The organism is Lentzea sp. HUAS12 (assembly GCF_024125735.1).
Classification (GTDB): domain Bacteria; phylum Actinomycetota; class Actinomycetes; order Mycobacteriales; family Pseudonocardiaceae; genus Lentzea; species Lentzea albida.
Window position 1 is genome coordinate 8,713,405 of the sequence record NZ_CP099738.1, and the last position, 16,091, is coordinate 8,729,495.

At 70.2% G+C, this 16,091-nt stretch carries 16 protein-coding genes; 8 read left to right on the top strand and 8 right to left on the bottom strand.

The window, feature by feature from the left end; genetic code table 11:
• The first annotated feature begins 20 nt into the window (after window positions 1-20).
• Window positions 21-2,825, top strand: a complete 2,805-nt coding sequence (locus ND450_RS40945; RefSeq protein WP_253323394.1) for a BTAD domain-containing putative transcriptional regulator — start codon at window positions 21-23, stop codon at window positions 2,823-2,825.
• Between the two features lie 48 nt (window positions 2,826-2,873).
• The gene (locus ND450_RS40950) at window positions 2,874-3,554 is read left to right on the top strand and encodes a hypothetical protein (protein WP_253323395.1); all 681 of its coding nucleotides are present in this window, start codon (window positions 2,874-2,876) and stop codon (window positions 3,552-3,554) included.
• On the opposite strand, the gene ND450_RS40955 is transcribed toward ND450_RS40950, so the two are convergent.
• Window positions 3,451-4,224: a lysophospholipid acyltransferase family protein gene (locus tag ND450_RS40955; protein WP_371927559.1), complete on the bottom strand. Its 774-nt coding sequence runs from the start codon at window positions 4,222-4,224 to the stop codon at window positions 3,451-3,453. The genes ND450_RS40950 and ND450_RS40955 overlap by 104 nt on opposite strands.
• Before the next feature lie 118 nt (window positions 4,225-4,342).
• Here ND450_RS40955 and ND450_RS40960 point away from each other — a divergent pair, with 118 nt between their 5' ends.
• Window positions 4,343-6,727: a DNA translocase FtsK gene (locus ND450_RS40960; protein ID WP_253323396.1), complete on the top strand. Its 2,385-nt coding sequence runs from the start codon at window positions 4,343-4,345 to the stop codon at window positions 6,725-6,727.
• Window position 6,728: 1 nt separating this feature from the next.
• Here ND450_RS40960 and ND450_RS40965 read toward each other — a convergent pair whose 3' ends face one another.
• The 7 genes from ND450_RS40965 to ND450_RS40995 form a co-directional block, all read right to left on the bottom strand.
• On the bottom strand, window positions 6,729-7,196 hold the full coding sequence (locus ND450_RS40965) for a phospholipase (protein ID WP_253323397.1): 468 nt from the start codon (window positions 7,194-7,196) through the stop codon (window positions 6,729-6,731).
• A gap of 84 nt (window positions 7,197-7,280) precedes the next feature.
• Window positions 7,281-7,934, bottom strand: a complete 654-nt coding sequence (locus tag ND450_RS40970) for a nitroreductase family protein (protein ID WP_253323398.1) — start codon at window positions 7,932-7,934, stop codon at window positions 7,281-7,283.
• A 5-nt stretch (window positions 7,935-7,939) separates the two neighbouring features.
• The gene (locus ND450_RS40975) at window positions 7,940-9,094 is read right to left on the bottom strand and encodes a YcaO-like family protein (RefSeq protein WP_253323399.1); all 1,155 of its coding nucleotides are present in this window, start codon (window positions 9,092-9,094) and stop codon (window positions 7,940-7,942) included.
• On the bottom strand, window positions 9,091-9,624 hold the full coding sequence (locus ND450_RS40980; RefSeq protein WP_253323400.1) for a hypothetical protein: 534 nt from the start codon (window positions 9,622-9,624) through the stop codon (window positions 9,091-9,093). Before ND450_RS40980 ends, ND450_RS40975 begins: the two co-directional genes overlap by 4 nt.
• Window positions 9,596-10,390 (bottom strand): hypothetical protein, encoded by a 795-nt coding sequence (locus ND450_RS40985; RefSeq protein WP_253323401.1) that lies wholly within the window; start codon window positions 10,388-10,390, stop codon window positions 9,596-9,598. Before ND450_RS40985 ends, ND450_RS40980 begins: the two co-directional genes overlap by 29 nt.
• Complete coding sequence (locus ND450_RS40990; RefSeq protein WP_245786200.1) at window positions 10,374-11,225, bottom strand: MerR family transcriptional regulator; 852 nt, start codon at window positions 11,223-11,225, stop codon at window positions 10,374-10,376. Before ND450_RS40990 ends, ND450_RS40985 begins: the two co-directional genes overlap by 17 nt.
• A gap of 63 nt (window positions 11,226-11,288) precedes the next feature.
• Window positions 11,289-11,789 carry an amino-acid N-acetyltransferase gene (locus ND450_RS40995; RefSeq protein WP_256557388.1) on the bottom strand — a complete coding sequence of 167 codons (501 nt, stop codon included), beginning with the start codon at window positions 11,787-11,789 and terminating at the stop codon, window positions 11,289-11,291.
• Window positions 11,790-11,895: 106 nt separating this feature from the next.
• Here ND450_RS40995 and rimO point away from each other — a divergent pair, with 106 nt between their 5' ends.
• The 5 genes from rimO (at window position 11,896) to ND450_RS41020 (ending at window position 16,086) form a co-directional block, all read left to right on the top strand.
• The gene (gene rimO, locus ND450_RS41000; protein ID WP_253323402.1) at window positions 11,896-13,299 is read left to right on the top strand and encodes a 30S ribosomal protein S12 methylthiotransferase RimO; all 1,404 of its coding nucleotides are present in this window, start codon (window positions 11,896-11,898) and stop codon (window positions 13,297-13,299) included.
• Window positions 13,296-13,874, top strand: coding sequence for a CDP-diacylglycerol--glycerol-3-phosphate 3-phosphatidyltransferase (gene pgsA / locus ND450_RS41005; RefSeq protein ID WP_253323403.1), 579 nt, complete (start codon window positions 13,296-13,298; stop codon window positions 13,872-13,874). Before rimO ends, pgsA begins: the two co-directional genes overlap by 4 nt.
• On the top strand, window positions 13,871-14,347 hold the full coding sequence (locus ND450_RS41010; RefSeq protein WP_253323404.1) for a CinA family protein: 477 nt from the start codon (window positions 13,871-13,873) through the stop codon (window positions 14,345-14,347). The genes pgsA and ND450_RS41010 overlap by 4 nt, the downstream gene beginning before the upstream one ends.
• A 105-nt stretch (window positions 14,348-14,452) precedes the next feature.
• Window positions 14,453-14,875, top strand: a complete 423-nt coding sequence (locus ND450_RS41015) for a helix-turn-helix domain-containing protein (RefSeq protein ID WP_089917334.1) — start codon at window positions 14,453-14,455, stop codon at window positions 14,873-14,875.
• A 359-nt stretch (window positions 14,876-15,234) separates the two neighbouring features.
• Window positions 15,235-16,086: a PspA/IM30 family protein gene (locus tag ND450_RS41020; protein WP_089917332.1), complete on the top strand. Its 852-nt coding sequence runs from the start codon at window positions 15,235-15,237 to the stop codon at window positions 16,084-16,086.
• Window positions 16,087-16,091: the final 5 nt, after the last annotated feature.

Sequence of the window (16,091 nt, forward strand, 5' to 3'; positions counted from 1 at the left end):
AACTGACGGTAGGTTGCTAGGTGACTGCGGACAGCGACGAAGTGAGAACCAGGGTGCAGAACGAGTTGCGCGTCAGCTTGCTGGGCGCGCTCGCGGCCTCGGTGGACGGCGAGGAGCTCGCGCTCGGTCCGCCGCGGCAGAGGGCTGTTCTCGCTGTGCTCGCCTTGCGTGCCAATCACGTCGTGTCGCGCAGTGAACTGATCGACGCCGTGTGGGGTGAAGATCCCCCTGCCAGCGCCGACAACGGCATCCACACGTACGTCGCCGGGCTGCGCAGGCTGTTCGAGCCTGAGAGGGCGTCGCGGGCGCCGAGTTCCGTGTTGCTCTCCACGGACGCTGGATATTTGCTGAGGCTCAGTTCGCGTGGTTCGGACGCTGCCGTGTTCCGCGCGCATCTGGACGAAGCCGGACGCCTGCGGAGCGAGCCACTGCAAGCCATCCGGGCGTTCGACGCGGCCCTGGGGCTGTGGCGGGGAATCGCGCTCGACGGCGTGCCGGGGCCGTTCGCGGCGGTGGAGCGCGCGCGTCTGGCCGAGTTACGGCTCACGGCCGTGGAGCAGCGTGCGGCGTTGATGCTCACGGTCGGGCGTGAGGCCGAGGTGGCGGGGGAGCTCACCACGCTGGTGAGCGCGCATCCGTTGCGGGAGAGGCTGCACGGACTGCTCATGTCCGCGCTCTACCGCGGCGGCAGGCAGGCGGAGGCGCTCGCCGTCTACACGGACCTGCGCCGGTTGCTCATCGAGGAGCTCGGCATCGAGCCCGGCCCGGAACTGCGCCAGTTGCACGAGCAGGTGCTCGTCGGCCGGCACGACCCGCAGCCCGAACCGGTGGCGCCCGCGCTGGTGCCCGTCCAGCTGCCGCACGAGATCCGCGACTTCACCGGCCGGGAGAAGGAGCTCGCGAAGCTCTCCGAGGTCGTGCCGCAGGACCACTCGCCGGTGCTCGTCGCGATCACCGGCACCGGTGGCGTCGGCAAGACGGCGCTGGCCGTCCGCTTCGCCCACCAGGTGGCATCTCGTTTCCCCGACGGTCAGCTGCACGTCGACCTGCGCGGGTTCGACTCGTCGGCGCCGCCCGTGCAGCCCGGCACCGCGTTGCACCAGCTGTTGCAGAGCCTCGGCGTGCCGTCCGAACGCATCCCGGAGGACCTGCCGGCGAAGTCCGCGCTGTACCGCAGCGTCCTCGCGGGCAAACGGGTCCTGGTGCTGCTGGACAACGCGCGGCTGGCCGAGCAGGTCCGCCCGCTGCTGCCCGGCCGGTCGACGTCGATGGTCCTCGTGACGTCCCGCAACCACCTCGGCGGTCTCGTCGCCCGCGACGGCGCGCACTCGCTGACGCTGTCGACCCTCACGCGCGACGAGGGCCTGACACTGCTGACGTCCGCGGTGGGGGCCGACCGGGTGGCCGCCGAACCCGCTGCCGCCGCGAAGCTCGTCGAGCTGTGCGGGCACCTGCCGCTGGCGGTGCGGATCGCGGCCGAACGGGTCGTCACCCGGCCGCACCTCACCCTCGCCGACCTCGCGGGTGACCTGGCGGACGAACGCGACCGGTTGAACGTGCTGGCCACGGGCGACGACGAGGACACGGCCGTACGTGCCGCCTTCTCGTGGTCGTACCTCGCGCTCAAGCCCGACGCCGCGCGCGTGTTCCGGCTGATCGGCCTGCACCCCGGTGCCGAGATCAGCCTGGGCGCCGTGGCGGCGCTCGCCGGTGTGCCGGTGTCGCGGGCGCGGACGTTGCTCGACGTGCTGGCGGGCGGGCACGTGCTGGAGGAGGTGGCGCGCGGCCGGTTCCGGCTGCACGACCTGCTCCGCCTGTACGCCACCGAGCTCAGCGCCACCGAGGAGTCGTCGGGTGGCCGCGACGAGGCCGTGAAGCGCCTGCTGGGCTGGTACTTCGACACCGCGAACGCGGCCGGCACCGTGATCGCGCCGCCGGACCACCCGGCGTTCCTGCTGCCGCCACTGTCCACTCAGGACTTCTCCTCGCACGACGAGGCGTTCACGTGGTGCCGCACGGAGTCGTCGAACCTGCTGGCGGTGGCGCGGCTCGCCGAGGAGCACGACTCGCCCGCGGCGTGGCAGATCCCGGTGGCGCTGTGGAACTACTTCATCGTGTCGAGCGCGCTGGACGAGTGGACCCGCACGTACCGCGTCGCCGAACGGGCCGCGGCGCGGGACGGCAACCAGGCCGCCCGCTCGTGGGCGGTGCACGGCCAGGGGCTGGCGGCGTTCCGCGGTGAGCGCTTCGCGGACGCGTTGGAGCTCTTCGACCGCGCACTGGCGATCCGGCGCGAGATCGGTGATCCGGTCGGTGCCGCGTGGAGCCTCACGGGTCTGGGCATGGCGTACGGAGGACTGCGCCAGTTCGACCTCGCCGTCGACCGGTTCGGGGAGGCCCTGCGCGGGCACGTCGAGGTCGGCTCGTGGTTCGGCGAGGGCGGCACGCGGTTGTTCCTGAGCGACATCCTGCGATCGGCTGGCCAGTTCGAGGCGGCGCTCGAGTCGGCGCGGCGCGCGCTCGAGCTGATGGACTCGCACGACGCTCCGCACGGCAAGGCGATGGCGTTGGTCGGCATCGGCTGGGCGCAGTCGAAGCTGGGCCGGCCTGCCGAGGGGCGCGACTCGTTCCGGCAGGCGATCGAGTTCCTGCGCGTGCTCGGCGACCGCAAGAGCCTCGCGGAGGCGTTGCACGGGCTGGGGGCGACGAGCGCGGGCCAGCCCGAGGTGGCGCGCACGCACCTGCTGGAAGCGCTGACGATCTACGAGGACTACGACCACCCGCTCACACCCGAGGTGCGGGCGAGGCTGCACGAGCTCTCCTAGGGGTGATCCCGGATGTGCTCGCGCTGATGTGTAGGCACACTACCCATCATGCAGAAGCGCGCTCGAACGCTGTTGGTGTGGCTGCACGTCGTGACGTCGGTCGGCTGGCTGAGTCAGGCGCTCGCACTGTTCACGTTGCTGCTCTACGGGCTCAAGACCGGTGACGCCGACGCGTTCAGGATGGCGCGGGTGCTGGACCACCACGTGCTCGCGTTCATGGGCGCCACCAGCGCGTTCAGCGGCATGATGCTCAGCGCCACGACGCCGTGGGGGTACTTCAAGCACTGGTGGGTGCTGGGGAAGTTCGTGATCACCGTCGTGCAGCTCTACGTCGGGATCTTCGTGCTGAGCGGCAGGCTCGAAGCCGCGGCGAACGGTGACGTCAGCGCGTGGACACCGGTCGGGACCGCGCTCATGGTCGCCGGGTTCGCCTTCCAGACGTGGCTCAGCGTCGCGAAGCCGTGGGGGCGCACGCCGTGGGCGGACCCGAAGGTCAAGCTGCCCACGGCGAGCACCAAGGCGTTCGTGCTGGCGCTGACGATCCCGTTGGTCGACCTCGGTCTCGGGCTGTGGATGGGCAACCCGATGCCGCTGACGATGCTCGTGACGGTGGTCGTCTACTCGATCAGGCGGGCCGCCAGGGGGAGGCGCCGGTCGTCGGACGCGTCGGGTCGTGGAACTTCGGCACGTCCGGCTCGTCGAGGCGCAACGGCACCAAGCCCTCGGTGATCGCGGTCATGATCCGCTCGTGGGCGCGCCGGGCGTCCCCCGCGGTCTCGGCCCTGAGGTCCGACAGCTCCACCGGCTTGCCGAAGTGCACCTTGAACGTCGGCCGCTTGCGCACCGCGCGCAGCCACGACGTCAGGTACGGCAGGACGTCCCTCCAGCCGCTGACGCTGAGGTTGCCCCAGTAGACGGCCTCGTGCGCGCCCCACTGGCTGATCGGGACGACCGGGATGCCGCCGCCCAGCGCCATGCGGGCGACGCCGGTCTTGCCGCGCTCGGGCCACAGGCCGGGGTCGGTGCTGATCCTGCCCTCGGGGTACACGGCGATCGGGTCGCCGCCCTTGTTCAACGCCTCGACGGCCCGGTGCATCGCCTCGCCCACGTTCGCGGACCGGCGGTCGACGCGCAGGTGGCCGCACGCCTTGAGAGCCGGTCCCATGACCGGCGCGTCGAGCAGGCCGCCCGCGAGCATGAACCGGGGGTTGACGCCGATCTTGCGGCACGCCGCGATGAGGACCATCGGGTCGAGGTTGCCGATGTGGTTGGAGGCCAGCAGCAACGGCTTGCCGAGCAGTTCCGGCGGGATGTCGCCCGAGACCTCGAGCTTGCCGGTCAGCGCGATCAGGCCCCGGTCGACCACCATGAGCACGCGCCAGAAGAGCGGTGTGGACACGCGGGGCAGCGTACGGCGTGTCGTGAGGACACCGTGCACGATCCGGTGAACCATGAGCTTTCGCACGCGTCCCGGTTGCAAACGGGGCTGGTGGGGCGCGAGGGACTACCTTGTAGACATGGCCGGGCGCACAGGGACTTCGAGAAAGACCACGTCACGCGGCAAAGCACCAGCGAAGCCGCGGGCGCGTTCCACCGCGTCCAGAAAGCCCGCCGCGCGCAAGAGCGGCGGTGCCATCAGTGCCGTGTGGGGTGCTTTGGGGCGTGGCGTCGGAAGCGTCGTGCGCACCGTCAGCCGCACCAAGGACCTGGACCCCGAACACCGCCGTGACGGCCTCGGCCTCCTGCTGATCGCGCTGGCGTTCATCACCGGCGCGGGCGTGTGGTGGCAGGCCGGGGGACCGGTCGGGCAGTGGGTGGACGTCGCCGTGCGCAGCTCCGTCGGGTTCCCGGCGGTGGTCGTGCCGGTCGTGCTGCTCGGCATCGGCGTCACGCTGATGCGCACCGACCCCAAGCCCGACGCGCGGCCACGGCTGATCATCGGCTCGTTCCTGATGATCATCGGTGTGCTCGGCATGTTCCACCTCATCGGCGGCCTTCCGATGGACCCGCTCGAACGCCGTGACGCCGGCGGCGCCCTGGGCTACCTCGCGGGAGGGTTCCTCGCGCAGGGCCTCACGCCGTGGGTCGCCGGGCCGCTGCTGTTCCTGATCTTCGCGTACGGCCTGCTGGTCGTGACGCACACGCCGATCCGCCAGGCGCCCGAACGGATCCGCTCGCTGCTGCACCCCGGCAAGCCCGCCGAGCCGTCCCCGTTCGACGAGGAAGAGCCCGTCGAGGAGCCGAAGCCGGTCCGGCTGCGCCGCCCGTCGCGCCGCCGCCAGGCCGTCGAGCCCGTCGCCGCGGACGAACCGCAGGCGGAGCTCCCGCTGGAGGAGCCGGTCGAGCCCCCGCCGCCGTCCCCGAAGCCGTCGAAGAAGGCCGCGGCCGCCCCCGCCCTGGTCGTGCGCGCGGTCGAGGGCGAGTACCAGCTGCCGCCACCGGACGTGCTCAAGGACGGCGACGCGCCGAAGACCCGCAGCAGGGCCAACGACCAGATGATCGAGGCCATCACCGGCGTCCTCGACCAGTTCTCGATCGACGCCCAGGTCACCGGCTTCACCCGCGGCCCGACGGTCACCCGCTACGAGGTCGAGCTCGGCCCCGGCGTGAAGGTCGAGAAGATCACCGCGCTGACCAAGAACATCGCGTACGCCGTGGCGACGGACAACGTCCGCCTGCTGGCCCCGATCCCCGGCAAGTCCGCGGTGGGCATCGAGGTCCCGAACAGCGACCGCGAGATGGTGCGCCTGGGCGACGTGCTGCGCGCGCCGTCCACCGTCAAGGACACGCACCCGATGGTGATCGGCCTCGGCAAGGACATCGAGGGCCACATGGTCACCGCGAACCTGACGAAGATGCCGCACCTGCTGGTCGCGGGTTCCACGGGTTCCGGCAAGTCGTCGTTCGTGAACTCGATGCTGGTGTCGCTGCTGGCTCGCGCGACGCCGGACGAGGTCCGGATGATCCTCATCGACCCGAAGATGGTCGAACTGACGCCGTACGAGGGCATCCCGCACCTGATCACGCCGATCATCACGCAGCCGAAGAAGGCCGCGGCCGCGCTGGCGTGGCTCGTCGAGGAGATGGAGCAGCGCTACCAGGACATGCAGGTCAACCGGGTGCGGCACGTCGACGACTTCAACCGCAAGGTGAAGTCCGGCGAGATCACCGCGCCGCCGGGGTCCGAGCGCGTCTACCGGCCCTACCCGTACATCATGGCGATCGTCGACGAGCTGGCCGACCTGATGATGACCGCGCCGCGTGACGTCGAGGACGCGATCGTGCGGATCACGCAGAAGGCCCGTGCCGCCGGCATCCACCTGGTGCTGGCCACGCAGCGGCCGTCCGTCGACGTCGTCACCGGTCTGATCAAGACGAACGTGCCTTCCCGGCTCGCGTTCGCCACGTCGTCGCTGACGGACTCGCGGGTCATCCTGGACCAGCCCGGTGCCGAGAAGCTGATCGGCATGGGTGACGCGCTGTACCTGCCGATGGGGGCCGGCAAGCCGGTGCGCATCCAGGGCGCGTTCGTGGGCGACGAGGAGATCTCCTCGATCGTCGAGTTCACCAAGAACCAGGCCCAGCCCGAGTACACCGACGGGGTCACCGCGCAGAAGGCCGGCGAGAAGAAGGAGATCGACGCCGACATCGGCGACGACCTCGAGTTGCTGGTGCAGGCCACCGAGCTGATCGTGACGTCGCAGTTCGGCTCGACGTCGATGCTGCAGCGCAAGCTGCGCGTCGGGTTCGCGAAGGCGGGGCGCCTCATGGACCTGCTGGAGACCCGTGGCGTCGTCGGGCCGTCCGAGGGGTCGAAGGCACGCGAGGTGCTGATCAAGCCGGACGAGCTCGAGAACGTGGTCTACCTGATGCGCGGAGGCGGCCCCGCCGACGACGAGTGACCTACTTCAGGCCCGCCTGCTGGATGCTCGTGGCCGTCGAGCTCGCGCTGCCGCCGAACTCGCGCACGGCCGCGTAGTACAGGTCGGCCGTGCGCTTGCACGCCCAGCTCGAGCCGCACTGGTTGTACATGTCGGCCTTGAAGTTGTTGTCGATGCGCAGGCGGTTCGCCTCGTTCCAGCGGGCCTGGCGCTTGTAGTTGCGGTAGCCGAAGTCGTGGCGGTGGCACGTCGGCAGGAACTTGAAGCCGAAGGGGTTGTCCGGCGAGTACGAGCAGCCGTCGGACGACCAGTCGAGCTGGTCCGCGTCGGGTTGCTGGGCGCGCAGTGCTGTGAACTGGCTGAGGGACTTCGAGTAGAGGTAGTCGTCGGTGACCGCGACGACGTCCACGGCGAGGGCCGGGGTGCCGGTGAGGACGAGGGCGAGGGAGGCGGTGGCTCCCGCGAACGCCGAGCGCAGGGTGTTCGACATGGCGAGCTCCTCTGGGTGTGAGCAGGGTCTCGCCCAGTTGTAGCCGGTGGTCGACTGTCCTCGGTAGACACGATCTGATGAACGTCAGGTGATCATGTGCCCGCAAGCGATTGCTGTGGCCACGCGAAGTTCTCGGGGCAGCCCCAGCGAGTGGAGCATCTCGTTGTCGGCCACTCCGCCCAGCAGGTAGCCGCCGAGCTTCTCCTGCGCCAGGCGGAGGCAGATCGTCTGCGCCGCGGCGCCTGCCTCGATCAGGCCGAAGCGGCCCGCGCGTTCGCCGTACTTCTCGAACGAGTCCTTGTCCGCCAGCACCAGCACGATCGTCAGCGGTGGTGCGGACGGGGTGCCGAGGATCTCGGCCAGGTCGTCCGGTGCCGGGCCGAGGTCCTGCAGCGCGTGGCGGCGGATGTCGTAGCGGACCGCGCGTCCGTGGACGAAGGCGTAGCAGCGCAACGGGTTCAGCCCGCCCGCGGAGGGGACGCTGTCGTCGGACAGGGCGCCCAGGACCGTGCCGAGCTGCTTGTCGCTCAGCGGTTCACCGGTGAACTCCCGGGTGCTCCTGCGTGCCCGGAAGAGCTTCTGCAGCCGGTCGTTCGGGCGGGGGAGCGGGACCGGGGACGTGGGCGGCTCCAGCGGGTCGACGAGCCGGGACGGCGGGCGGAAGTCCCGCAGGCGGTCGCCCAGCCTGCGCTGGTGCAGCGGTGAGAAGCGGCTCGCGGCCCAGAAGTCGTCGAACATCGGCTTCACCCCAGGGGATGCGGTGCGGGATTGGGGAACGCGCCCGGTGAGGCGTGCGGGTAGCGCCAGTCGAGCTCCGCGGCGCGGCCGCCCAGGTGGGGCCAGCGGTGGTCCGAGTGCAGCGGGGCCAGGTCCGGGGACAGGACCCGGACGCAGTGCAGGCCCACGGCCGAGAGTTCCGGTGTGGTGAGCTCGCGGTAGGCGAGCCGGACGCCCGCGCGGTCGAGGGCGTGCACCAGTTCGGTCAGTTCAGCCGTGGTGCCCCGGGCCTGGGCGTCCGGCGGTGGGTCCGCCTCGAAGCCCTGGAACCACGGGAGGTCGTCCCACTTCGCCGGATGCGTGGCGTAGTAGGCGGCGTGCTCGTCGAAGTCGGTGGCCTCCTCGACGGGACCGTCGCCGTTGCGAGCCAGCCACACCTCGACGAAGACCGTGCCCTGCACCCACTCCTCGTAGGCCTTGCGGACCGCCTCCGCGGTCGTCGCCCGGCAGGCCAGTCCGAGCGTCGGGCGGGACCTGCCGGCGATCGGGAGCGATCCCGCCACGGCGACCACCGGGTGCGGGCTGTAGGCCGGGGTGAGGTCGAACGCCTGGGCGCCGTGCGGGAGGTCGGCGTCGAACCGTTGTGGTGCAAGGGAATGCAGCCAGGTCGTGGTGAACGCGTCGCGCTCCACCAGTTCCTGGACCGCGCGCAGCAGTGCGCTGGTCGTCGACGCGCCCGCCGCCAGGCCGGACGAGGTCGCGGGCAGGCCGTAGGACGCGTCCAGGGCCACGAGGCCGGCGGGGACGCGGATCGGGTCGTTTCCCGGGAGCGTCCACGCCCGCGTGTACGGGGTGTCGACGTATCCCTTGCGGTAGCGGTAGTTCGGGGCCACCCGCTGTTCCACGGTGTGCAGGCTGAAGTGTTCGAGCGGCCAGCACTCGCCCTCGGTGACGACCTCCAGCCGTGCCCGTGCGGCGGCGTGGCGTTCCAGGGCCTCGGCGATCGCGGCGACCCTGGTGGTGCCACCGGACGTGCCACCCGTCGCGAACGGCTCGGGCACCGCGGCCCAGCCTTCGAGGTCCACATCGGACAGGCTGTGCGGCACGGGGTGCAGTTGCGACACCACCCCCTGCCGCCAGCCGACCGCGCGCTCGACCAGCGCCTCCGCCACGGTCCTCATCGCTTCCCCCGGTACCGCCGGAAGATCCAGTACCCGAGAGCCAGCGCCCCGCCGACGTAGAGCACACCGACCACCGCCGCGACACCCTCGTCCACGGAGGCGATCGGTCCCAGCGTGAACAGCACGACGAACGGTTCCAGGAACCACAGGACGGACCAGCCGAGCAACCGGACCACGCTGCCCACCGGATTCGGCGACCTGGCGAGGAAACCGGAGGCGGCGGCCCACGCGAGCGCCGCCGCGAAGCCGCCGAGCCACCAGCCCCAGTGCAGGTCGAAGACAGCGCCCATCGTGGCGAACGGCAGCACGACGACCAGCAACGGGAAGATCGCGGCGGGCAGGACGAGCAGGCTGCGAGGTCGCGGGAGGTCCTGCGTCTCCCGGTGCAGCGCCGCGGGGATGTGCACGGCCGCGCCGACCGAGGAAACCGCGCAGCAGCAACAACAACAGCAACAGGTGGGCGTCGCGGCGTTCGCGGCGGCCGCACCCGGTGAGAACTGGTCAGGTAACCGCACTGCCGTCGCGTTCATGGTTCCCCCAAGGAAGTGACACGCGCCCGAACTCGACCGTCGGGCAGACTTCGCAGCCGGCGGCGGGCAGCACGCTCTCGCGCGTCGTCGTGAACTCGTCCAGGTGGACGGTGACGACCGTGTCGAGCAACGCCAGCGAGCCGTCGCGGATGTTCTGAACCGCTTGCAGGGCAAGGGAGATCGGGAACTCGTAGGACGTCGCCGCCGGGTGCGGCGGAGGCGGCGGATCCCCCCACCGCCGCCCCGCCCGCACCGCGAGGCACGCCAGGCACGCGCCAGCACCGGGCACCACGAAGGGCCCGACGGCGGCGGTGTGGTGGTACGCGAGGTCCAGCAACAGGTGCGGGACCTCCGTCTCGCGCGCCACCTCGACCAGGTCGACCAACGTGCCGGTGGTCCGCACGACGAGCAGGAGGTCCGGGTCCTCGTCGTGCGGCAACCGCTCTACCAGCCCGGCGGGTGCCTCCCCGACGACGCGCGTGCCGACCCCCATCGGCTTCTTCGCGTCGCCGGTGGGCAACCCGGCCGGGCGGAGAGCGCCCAGGGTCCTCAGCTGGGCCACGTGCTGGCGAACCGGTTCCCCCAACCGGTTCTCGTCGACCGTTCGAGCCGCTCCCCTCAAAACCGGCTCGAACAGTCCCGCCAGCGCCACGGCCACCGCCCTGGGCAGGTCCGGGATCAGGTACGCGAGATCCGCACCCGCGTAAACGACAAGGCCTTCGTCTCGAACCTGGGCGTGCCAGGCGGGATCAGCGACCAGGCTCATCCTCGTCCCCCCGTTTCAGGAAGTTCTCGATCTCCTGCTCGCTCGGCAGGTCCCCCGCCGGGTCCATGAGGTTCTCGGCGATCGGCGGCAAGGGCTGCTCGGCCCACGCGGGCTGGTAGTCGTCGCTCGGCAGCAACCCGTGCCGTGACGCGAACTCCTCGGCCGCGTCCCGGATCGACTCCCGCAGCGTCCCCACCACCGCGGTCTCCGCCGTGTACGTCAGCTCGACCAGCAACGCCCGCACGTTCTCGAGCTGGTTCTCGTCGCCTGCCTTGCGCGCGAGCTCGGGCCAGAACTGCCGCTCGAACAACCGCACGAAGTCCGCCGCCACCGCGTCGGTCGCCGTGCGCAGGCGCGTGAAGCTGTCCATGACGTCATCGCTGGGCACCCGTAGGCCGGCCAACCGGCCGCCCGCTTCGAGTGCCCAGCGACGCGCGTGCGGCCAGCCGTACTTCCACCGCACCAAACCCAACCGCATAGCCCGGAGGAGGAGTCGCGGTTGGACCTCACCCATCGGAACGAGGTGCCGGATGTCGCGCACCTTGATCCGAACCCAGTCGTCGGGCCCCTCGGTCTCGCCCATGCCGAGCACCGCGGCGACCGACTCGCCCTTTTCGCGTGCCGAGATCAGTTCCGCGATCGCGGGCAGCGAGAACCCCCGCTGCTGCAACCGCTGCACCAACGTCAACCGCTCGACGTGCGAGGCGTCGTAGTACGCCACGCGCCCCTGCCGTCTCGGCGCGTGCAGCACACCCTTCGTCTGGTACATGCGAATGGTGCTGCTGGGCAGGCCGATCCGGGCGGCGAGCTCGTCGACGGTGAGCGATTCGGGCACAGGAGTGATCCTGGCGCCGGCGGGTTCGTCGAGTCAAGACTCTTCGAGTAATTACTCGAAGAGTTACAACTCCAGGAGCATCCGGCTGTTGCCGAGCGTGTTCGGCTTCACGTAGCTCAGGTCGAGGAACTCGGCGACGCCCTCGTCCACCGACCGCATGATCTCCTCGTAGACCTCGGGGCTCACCGGCGTGCCCTCGATCTCGACGAAGCCGTGCTTGTTGAAGAACTTGGTCTCGAACGTGAGGCAGAAGATCCGCGCGAGCTGCAGCTCCTTGGCCGTCGCGATGAGCTGCGCCACGATCCGGTGGCCCACGCCCTTGCCCAGCGCCATGGGGGAGACCGCGACGCTGCGGATCTCGGCCAGGTCCTCCCACATCACGTGCAGGGCGCCGCAGCCGAGCAGTTCGCCGTCCTCCTCGGCGACCCAGAACTCCTGGACCGCCTCGTACAGCGTGACCAGGGGTTTGGCCAGGAGCACCTTGCCCGCGTACCCGTCGATCAGCGCCTTCATGGCGCGCACGTCGCTGGTGCGGGCGCGCCGCACGACTACCCCACTGGTCACAACCGTCAAGTATGGGCCGCGCCCGCACGGGGCTCGCGGGCAGAGGTGGGGGTGGCCGGGCAGCGCGATTCAAGCGCCCAGACCTGGGGCGGTTACGCTGAGCGCCGTGTCTTCTCCCACCACTCCGCGACGCGTGTCGCTGCTGACCCTGGGCTGCGCCCGCAACGAGGTCGACTCCGAAGAGCTCGCCGGACGCCTCGGCGAGGGCGGCTGGGAGCTGGTGGACGAGGGCGCTGACGTCGTCGTCGTCAACACGTGCGGCTTCGTCGAGCAGGCCAAGAAGGACTCGGTCGACACGCTGCTCGCCGCGTCCGACACCGGCGCCAAGGTCGTCGCCGTCGGGTGCATGGCGGAGCGCTACGGCAAGGAGCTCGCGGACAGCCTCCCCGAGGCGGCCGCGGTCCTCGGGTTCGACCAGTACAACGACCTGGCCGAGCGGCTGCAGGACGTGCTGCACGGCAAGCCCGTCGAGTCGCACGTGCCGGTGGACCGGCGGACGCTGCTGCCCATCACGCCGGTGAAGCGCCAGGAGGCCAAGGACGCGGTGCAGGTGCCCGGCCACGGCTGGGGGCCCACCAATACGCCCCGCAAGCGCCTCGACGACGCCCCGGTGGCGCCGCTCAAGATCGCGTCCGGTTGTGACCGCCGGTGCAGCTTCTGCGCGATCCCGAGCTTCCGCGGCGCGTTCGTGTCGCGGCACCCGGACGAGATCGTGTCCGAGGCCATGTGGCTCGCCGAGAACGGCGTCAAGGAGCTGTTCCTCGTCAGCGAGAACTCCACGAGCTACGGCAAGGACCTGCCGCGTGAGCAGGGCGCCCTGGAGCAGCTGCTGCCGCGCCTGGCGTCCGTCCCCGGCGTCGAGCGCGTGCGGGTGAGCTACCTGCAGCCGGCCGAGACCAAGCCGAGCCTGGTCGCCGCGATCGCGAAGACCGACAAGGTCGCGAACTACTTCGACATGTCGTTCCAGCACTCGAGCGAGAACGTGCTGCGCCGCATGCGCCGGTTCGGTGACACGGACAGCTTCCTCAAGCTCGTGTGGCAGATCCGCGAGCACGCGCCCGAGGCCGGCATCCGCAGCAACTTCATCGTCGGCTTCCCCGGTGAGACCGAGGCCGACCTGCAGGAGCTGGAGCGGTTCCTCACCGAGGCGCGGCTCGACGCGGTCGGCATCTTCGGCTACTCCGACGAGGACGGCACCGAGGCCGAGGAGCTCGACGGCAAGCTCGACGCCGACGTGATCGCGGAGCGCGTGCAGCGCATCGGCAACCTCGTCGAGGAGCTCACCAGCCAGCGCGCGGAGGACCGGGTCGGCACCGAGGTCACGGTGCTGATCGAGACCGAGGAGGACGACGAGAACGACTGCGTCGGGCGCGCCGAGCACCAGGCTCCCGAGGTCGACGGCGAGTGCATCGTGCTGGAGGCGGAGGGCCTCAGGCGCGGTGACTTCGTGCGCTGCCGCGTCGTCGACTCCGAGGGCGTCGACCTGATCGTCGAGGTAGTCCCGACATGACCGAGGCCCGGAAGGTCCCGCTGCTCAACGTCGCGAACATCCTCACGATGGCGCGACTGGCGCTCGTTCCGGTCTTCCTGTTCTCCCTGTTCGAAGCGGGTGGCTTCGACACCACGTGGCGCCTCATCGCGTTCGCGATCTTCGCGATCGCGAGCTTCACCGACCACATCGACGGCACGCTCGCGCGCAAGCACGGGCTCATCACCGACTTCGGCAAGATCGCCGACCCCATCGCGGACAAGGCGCTCACCGGGTCCGCGCTGGTGGGGCTCAGCATCCTCGACGTGCTGCCGTGGTGGATCACGATCACCATCGCGGTGCGCGAGATCGGCATCACGCTGCTGCGGTTCTGGGTGATCCGCTACGGCGTCATCCCGGCCAGCCGCGGCGGCAAGGCCAAGACGCTCGCCCAGGTCATCGCGATCGGGCTGTTCGTGCTCCCGCAGAACGACGTGCTGGGGCTCATCGCCTGGGTGATCATGGCCGTCGCGCTCGTGCTGACCATCGTCACGGGAATCGACTACGTGATCCACGCGTTCAAGATGAAGGCGAGAGCAGGCAGGGCGGTGCTGTGACAGGCGTCGTCGAGCTGCTCGAAGCCAGGAACGAGACCGTCGCCACGGCCGAGTCGCTGACCGCGGGTCTGCTGTGCGCGACGATCGTCGACACACCGGGGGCGAGTGCCGTGGTCCGCGGTGGGTTGATCGTCTACGCCACCGAGCTCAAGCACGAGCTCGCGGGCGTGGACCAGCAGTTGCTCGACGAGCACGGTGCCGTGCACCCCGACGTCGCGATCCAACTGGCCGAAGGCGCCCGGACGAGGTGCGGAGCGGACTGGGGGATCGGGCTCACCGGGGTCGCCGGGCCGGACCCGCAGGACGGTGTCGCTCCGGGGACGGTCCACATCGGCTTGAGCGGGCCTGGAGTGTCCACAGTGCGGACAATCACGCTGAGTGGTGACCGCGCAGCTGTCCGTTCGGCTGCCGTGGAAAAAGCCCTGGTCCTGCTGTCGGACACGCTGCTGGCCGTCGACTCCGGGAACAAATGATGACTCCGCGTTCGTTCGCCCTTGGCGGACGTGTTCGGAAGTCAGTGCCCGTTGTCGGTGTCGATCGGTAACGTAGGGACACGGCCGGCCGGAAGGAGGCGCGCGATGACCGTGCTGCTGCGCGAGGCGATCGGTGATCGGCTTCGCCATGCCCGCACCAACCAACGCCGCACGCTGCGCGAGGTCTCTCGGACCGCCCGCGTGAGCCTGGGGTACCTGTCCGAGGTGGAGCGCGGCCGCAAAGAGGCGTCCAGCGAACTCCTCGCGGCCATCTGCGAAGCACTGGAACTGCCCCTGTCCGAGTTGCTGCACCACGTCGCCTCCGACATCGGCGCCGTCCAGCAGACGCCGGACACGGTGCCCGACACCGTCCCGGACGGTCGATCGGAGCGCGGGAAGCTGGAGGGTGGCCGCGTGCTGCCGTCCACGCTCTCGGACGACCTGTCCGACCTGCGCCTGCAGCCCATGCTCACGCACCGGCTCACGAGCAAGATCGGCGAGACGCCCAAGGCAGTCGTCGCGGCCTGATCCCATGTCCTCCACCGACCCCGTTCGCCCCGTGGCGAGCGGGGTCGCCTGCATTCGGGTGAACGTCACCGGGCTGTGGCCCCCGACACGTGACGGTCTGCAACAACTCGGACCGTTCGTACGTTCAACACACAACAGACCCGGCGTGTTGAACGACAGGCAACGGCTTGGCATCGGCACGCTGGGTCACCGCGTCCCAGGGCGCGGGTGCGGGCAGGATTGGCACGTCGTCCGACGTGTTCTCCTAAGTCCCGGGGTGGGTCAGGGTGTTCCCGGATATCTCCCCGTGTCGGTGGATACGCCGACGCACAATTGAGACGATGGATCCAACACCGGCACCGAGAAGGCAGGCGTAGGAGATGGCCAGTCCGTTCGTGAAGTTCTGGAAGTACCTGATGGCGTCGTTCTCGTCGAAGATCGACGAGCACGCCGACCCCAAGGTGCAGATCCAGCAGGCCATCGAGGAGGCGCAGCGGCAGCACCAGGCGCTCTCCCAGCAGGCTGCGGCCGTCATCGGCAACCAGCGCCAGCTGGAGATGAAGCTCAACCGCCAGCTCGGCGACGTCGAGAAGCTGCAGGCCTCCGCCCGTCAGGCTCTGGTGCTCGCCGACGAGGCGCGCGCGAAGGGCGACGAGCAGAAGGCCACCCAGTTCGAGAACGCCGCGCAGGGCTTCGCCACCCAGCTCGTCACCGCCGAGCAGGGCATCGAGGACCTGAAGACGCTGCACGACCAGTCGCTGCAGGCCGCCGCACAGGCCAAGCAGGCGGTCGAGCGCAACTCGATGATGCTGCAGCAGAAGCTGGCCGAGCGCACCAAGCTCCTCAGCCAGCTCGAGCAGGCCAAGATGCAGGAGCAGGTCTCCGCGTCGCTGAACCAGATGAGCGAGCTCGCGGCGCCCGGCAACGTGCCGTCGCTGGAAGAGGTTCGCGACAAGATCGAGAAGCGCTACTCGACCGCGCTCGGGTCCGCCGAGCTGGCCCAGAACTCGGTGCAGGGCCGGATGCTCGAGGTGCAGGCCTCGACCACCCAGCTCGCTGGTTCGTCGCGGCTCGAGCAGATCCGCGCGTCCATGCACGGGGGCCAGTCGAGCACCCCGCAGCAGGTGACGGCGGGCAACAGCGCGGCCGCGCAGATCCAGGCCGAGATCGCGCAGCGCGTCCAGTCGGAGCAGAAGACCCAGCAGCAGCAGGTTCCTCCCGCCCAGAACTGACGTTC

Coding starts and splice junctions, on each gene's coding strand:
- ND450_RS40980 (WP_253323400.1), bottom strand. CDS start 9,624: ATGAACGCGACGGCAGTGCGGTTACCTGACCAGTTCTCACCGGGTGCG.
- ND450_RS41020 (WP_089917332.1), top strand. CDS start 15,235: ATGGCCAGTCCGTTCGTGAAGTTCTGGAAGTACCTGATGGCGTCGTTC.
- ND450_RS40950 (WP_253323395.1), top strand. CDS start 2,874: ATGCAGAAGCGCGCTCGAACGCTGTTGGTGTGGCTGCACGTCGTGACG.
- ND450_RS40970 (WP_253323398.1), bottom strand. CDS start 7,934: ATGTTCGACGACTTCTGGGCCGCGAGCCGCTTCTCACCGCTGCACCAG.
- ND450_RS40960 (WP_253323396.1), top strand. CDS start 4,343: ATGGCCGGGCGCACAGGGACTTCGAGAAAGACCACGTCACGCGGCAAA.
- ND450_RS41015 (WP_089917334.1), top strand. CDS start 14,453: ATGACCGTGCTGCTGCGCGAGGCGATCGGTGATCGGCTTCGCCATGCC.
- ND450_RS40965 (WP_253323397.1), bottom strand. CDS start 7,196: ATGTCGAACACCCTGCGCTCGGCGTTCGCGGGAGCCACCGCCTCCCTC.
- ND450_RS40985 (WP_253323401.1), bottom strand. CDS start 10,390: ATGAGCCTGGTCGCTGATCCCGCCTGGCACGCCCAGGTTCGAGACGAA.
- pgsA (WP_253323403.1), top strand. CDS start 13,296: ATGACCGAGGCCCGGAAGGTCCCGCTGCTCAACGTCGCGAACATCCTC.
- ND450_RS40975 (WP_253323399.1), bottom strand. CDS start 9,094: ATGAGGACCGTGGCGGAGGCGCTGGTCGAGCGCGCGGTCGGCTGGCGG.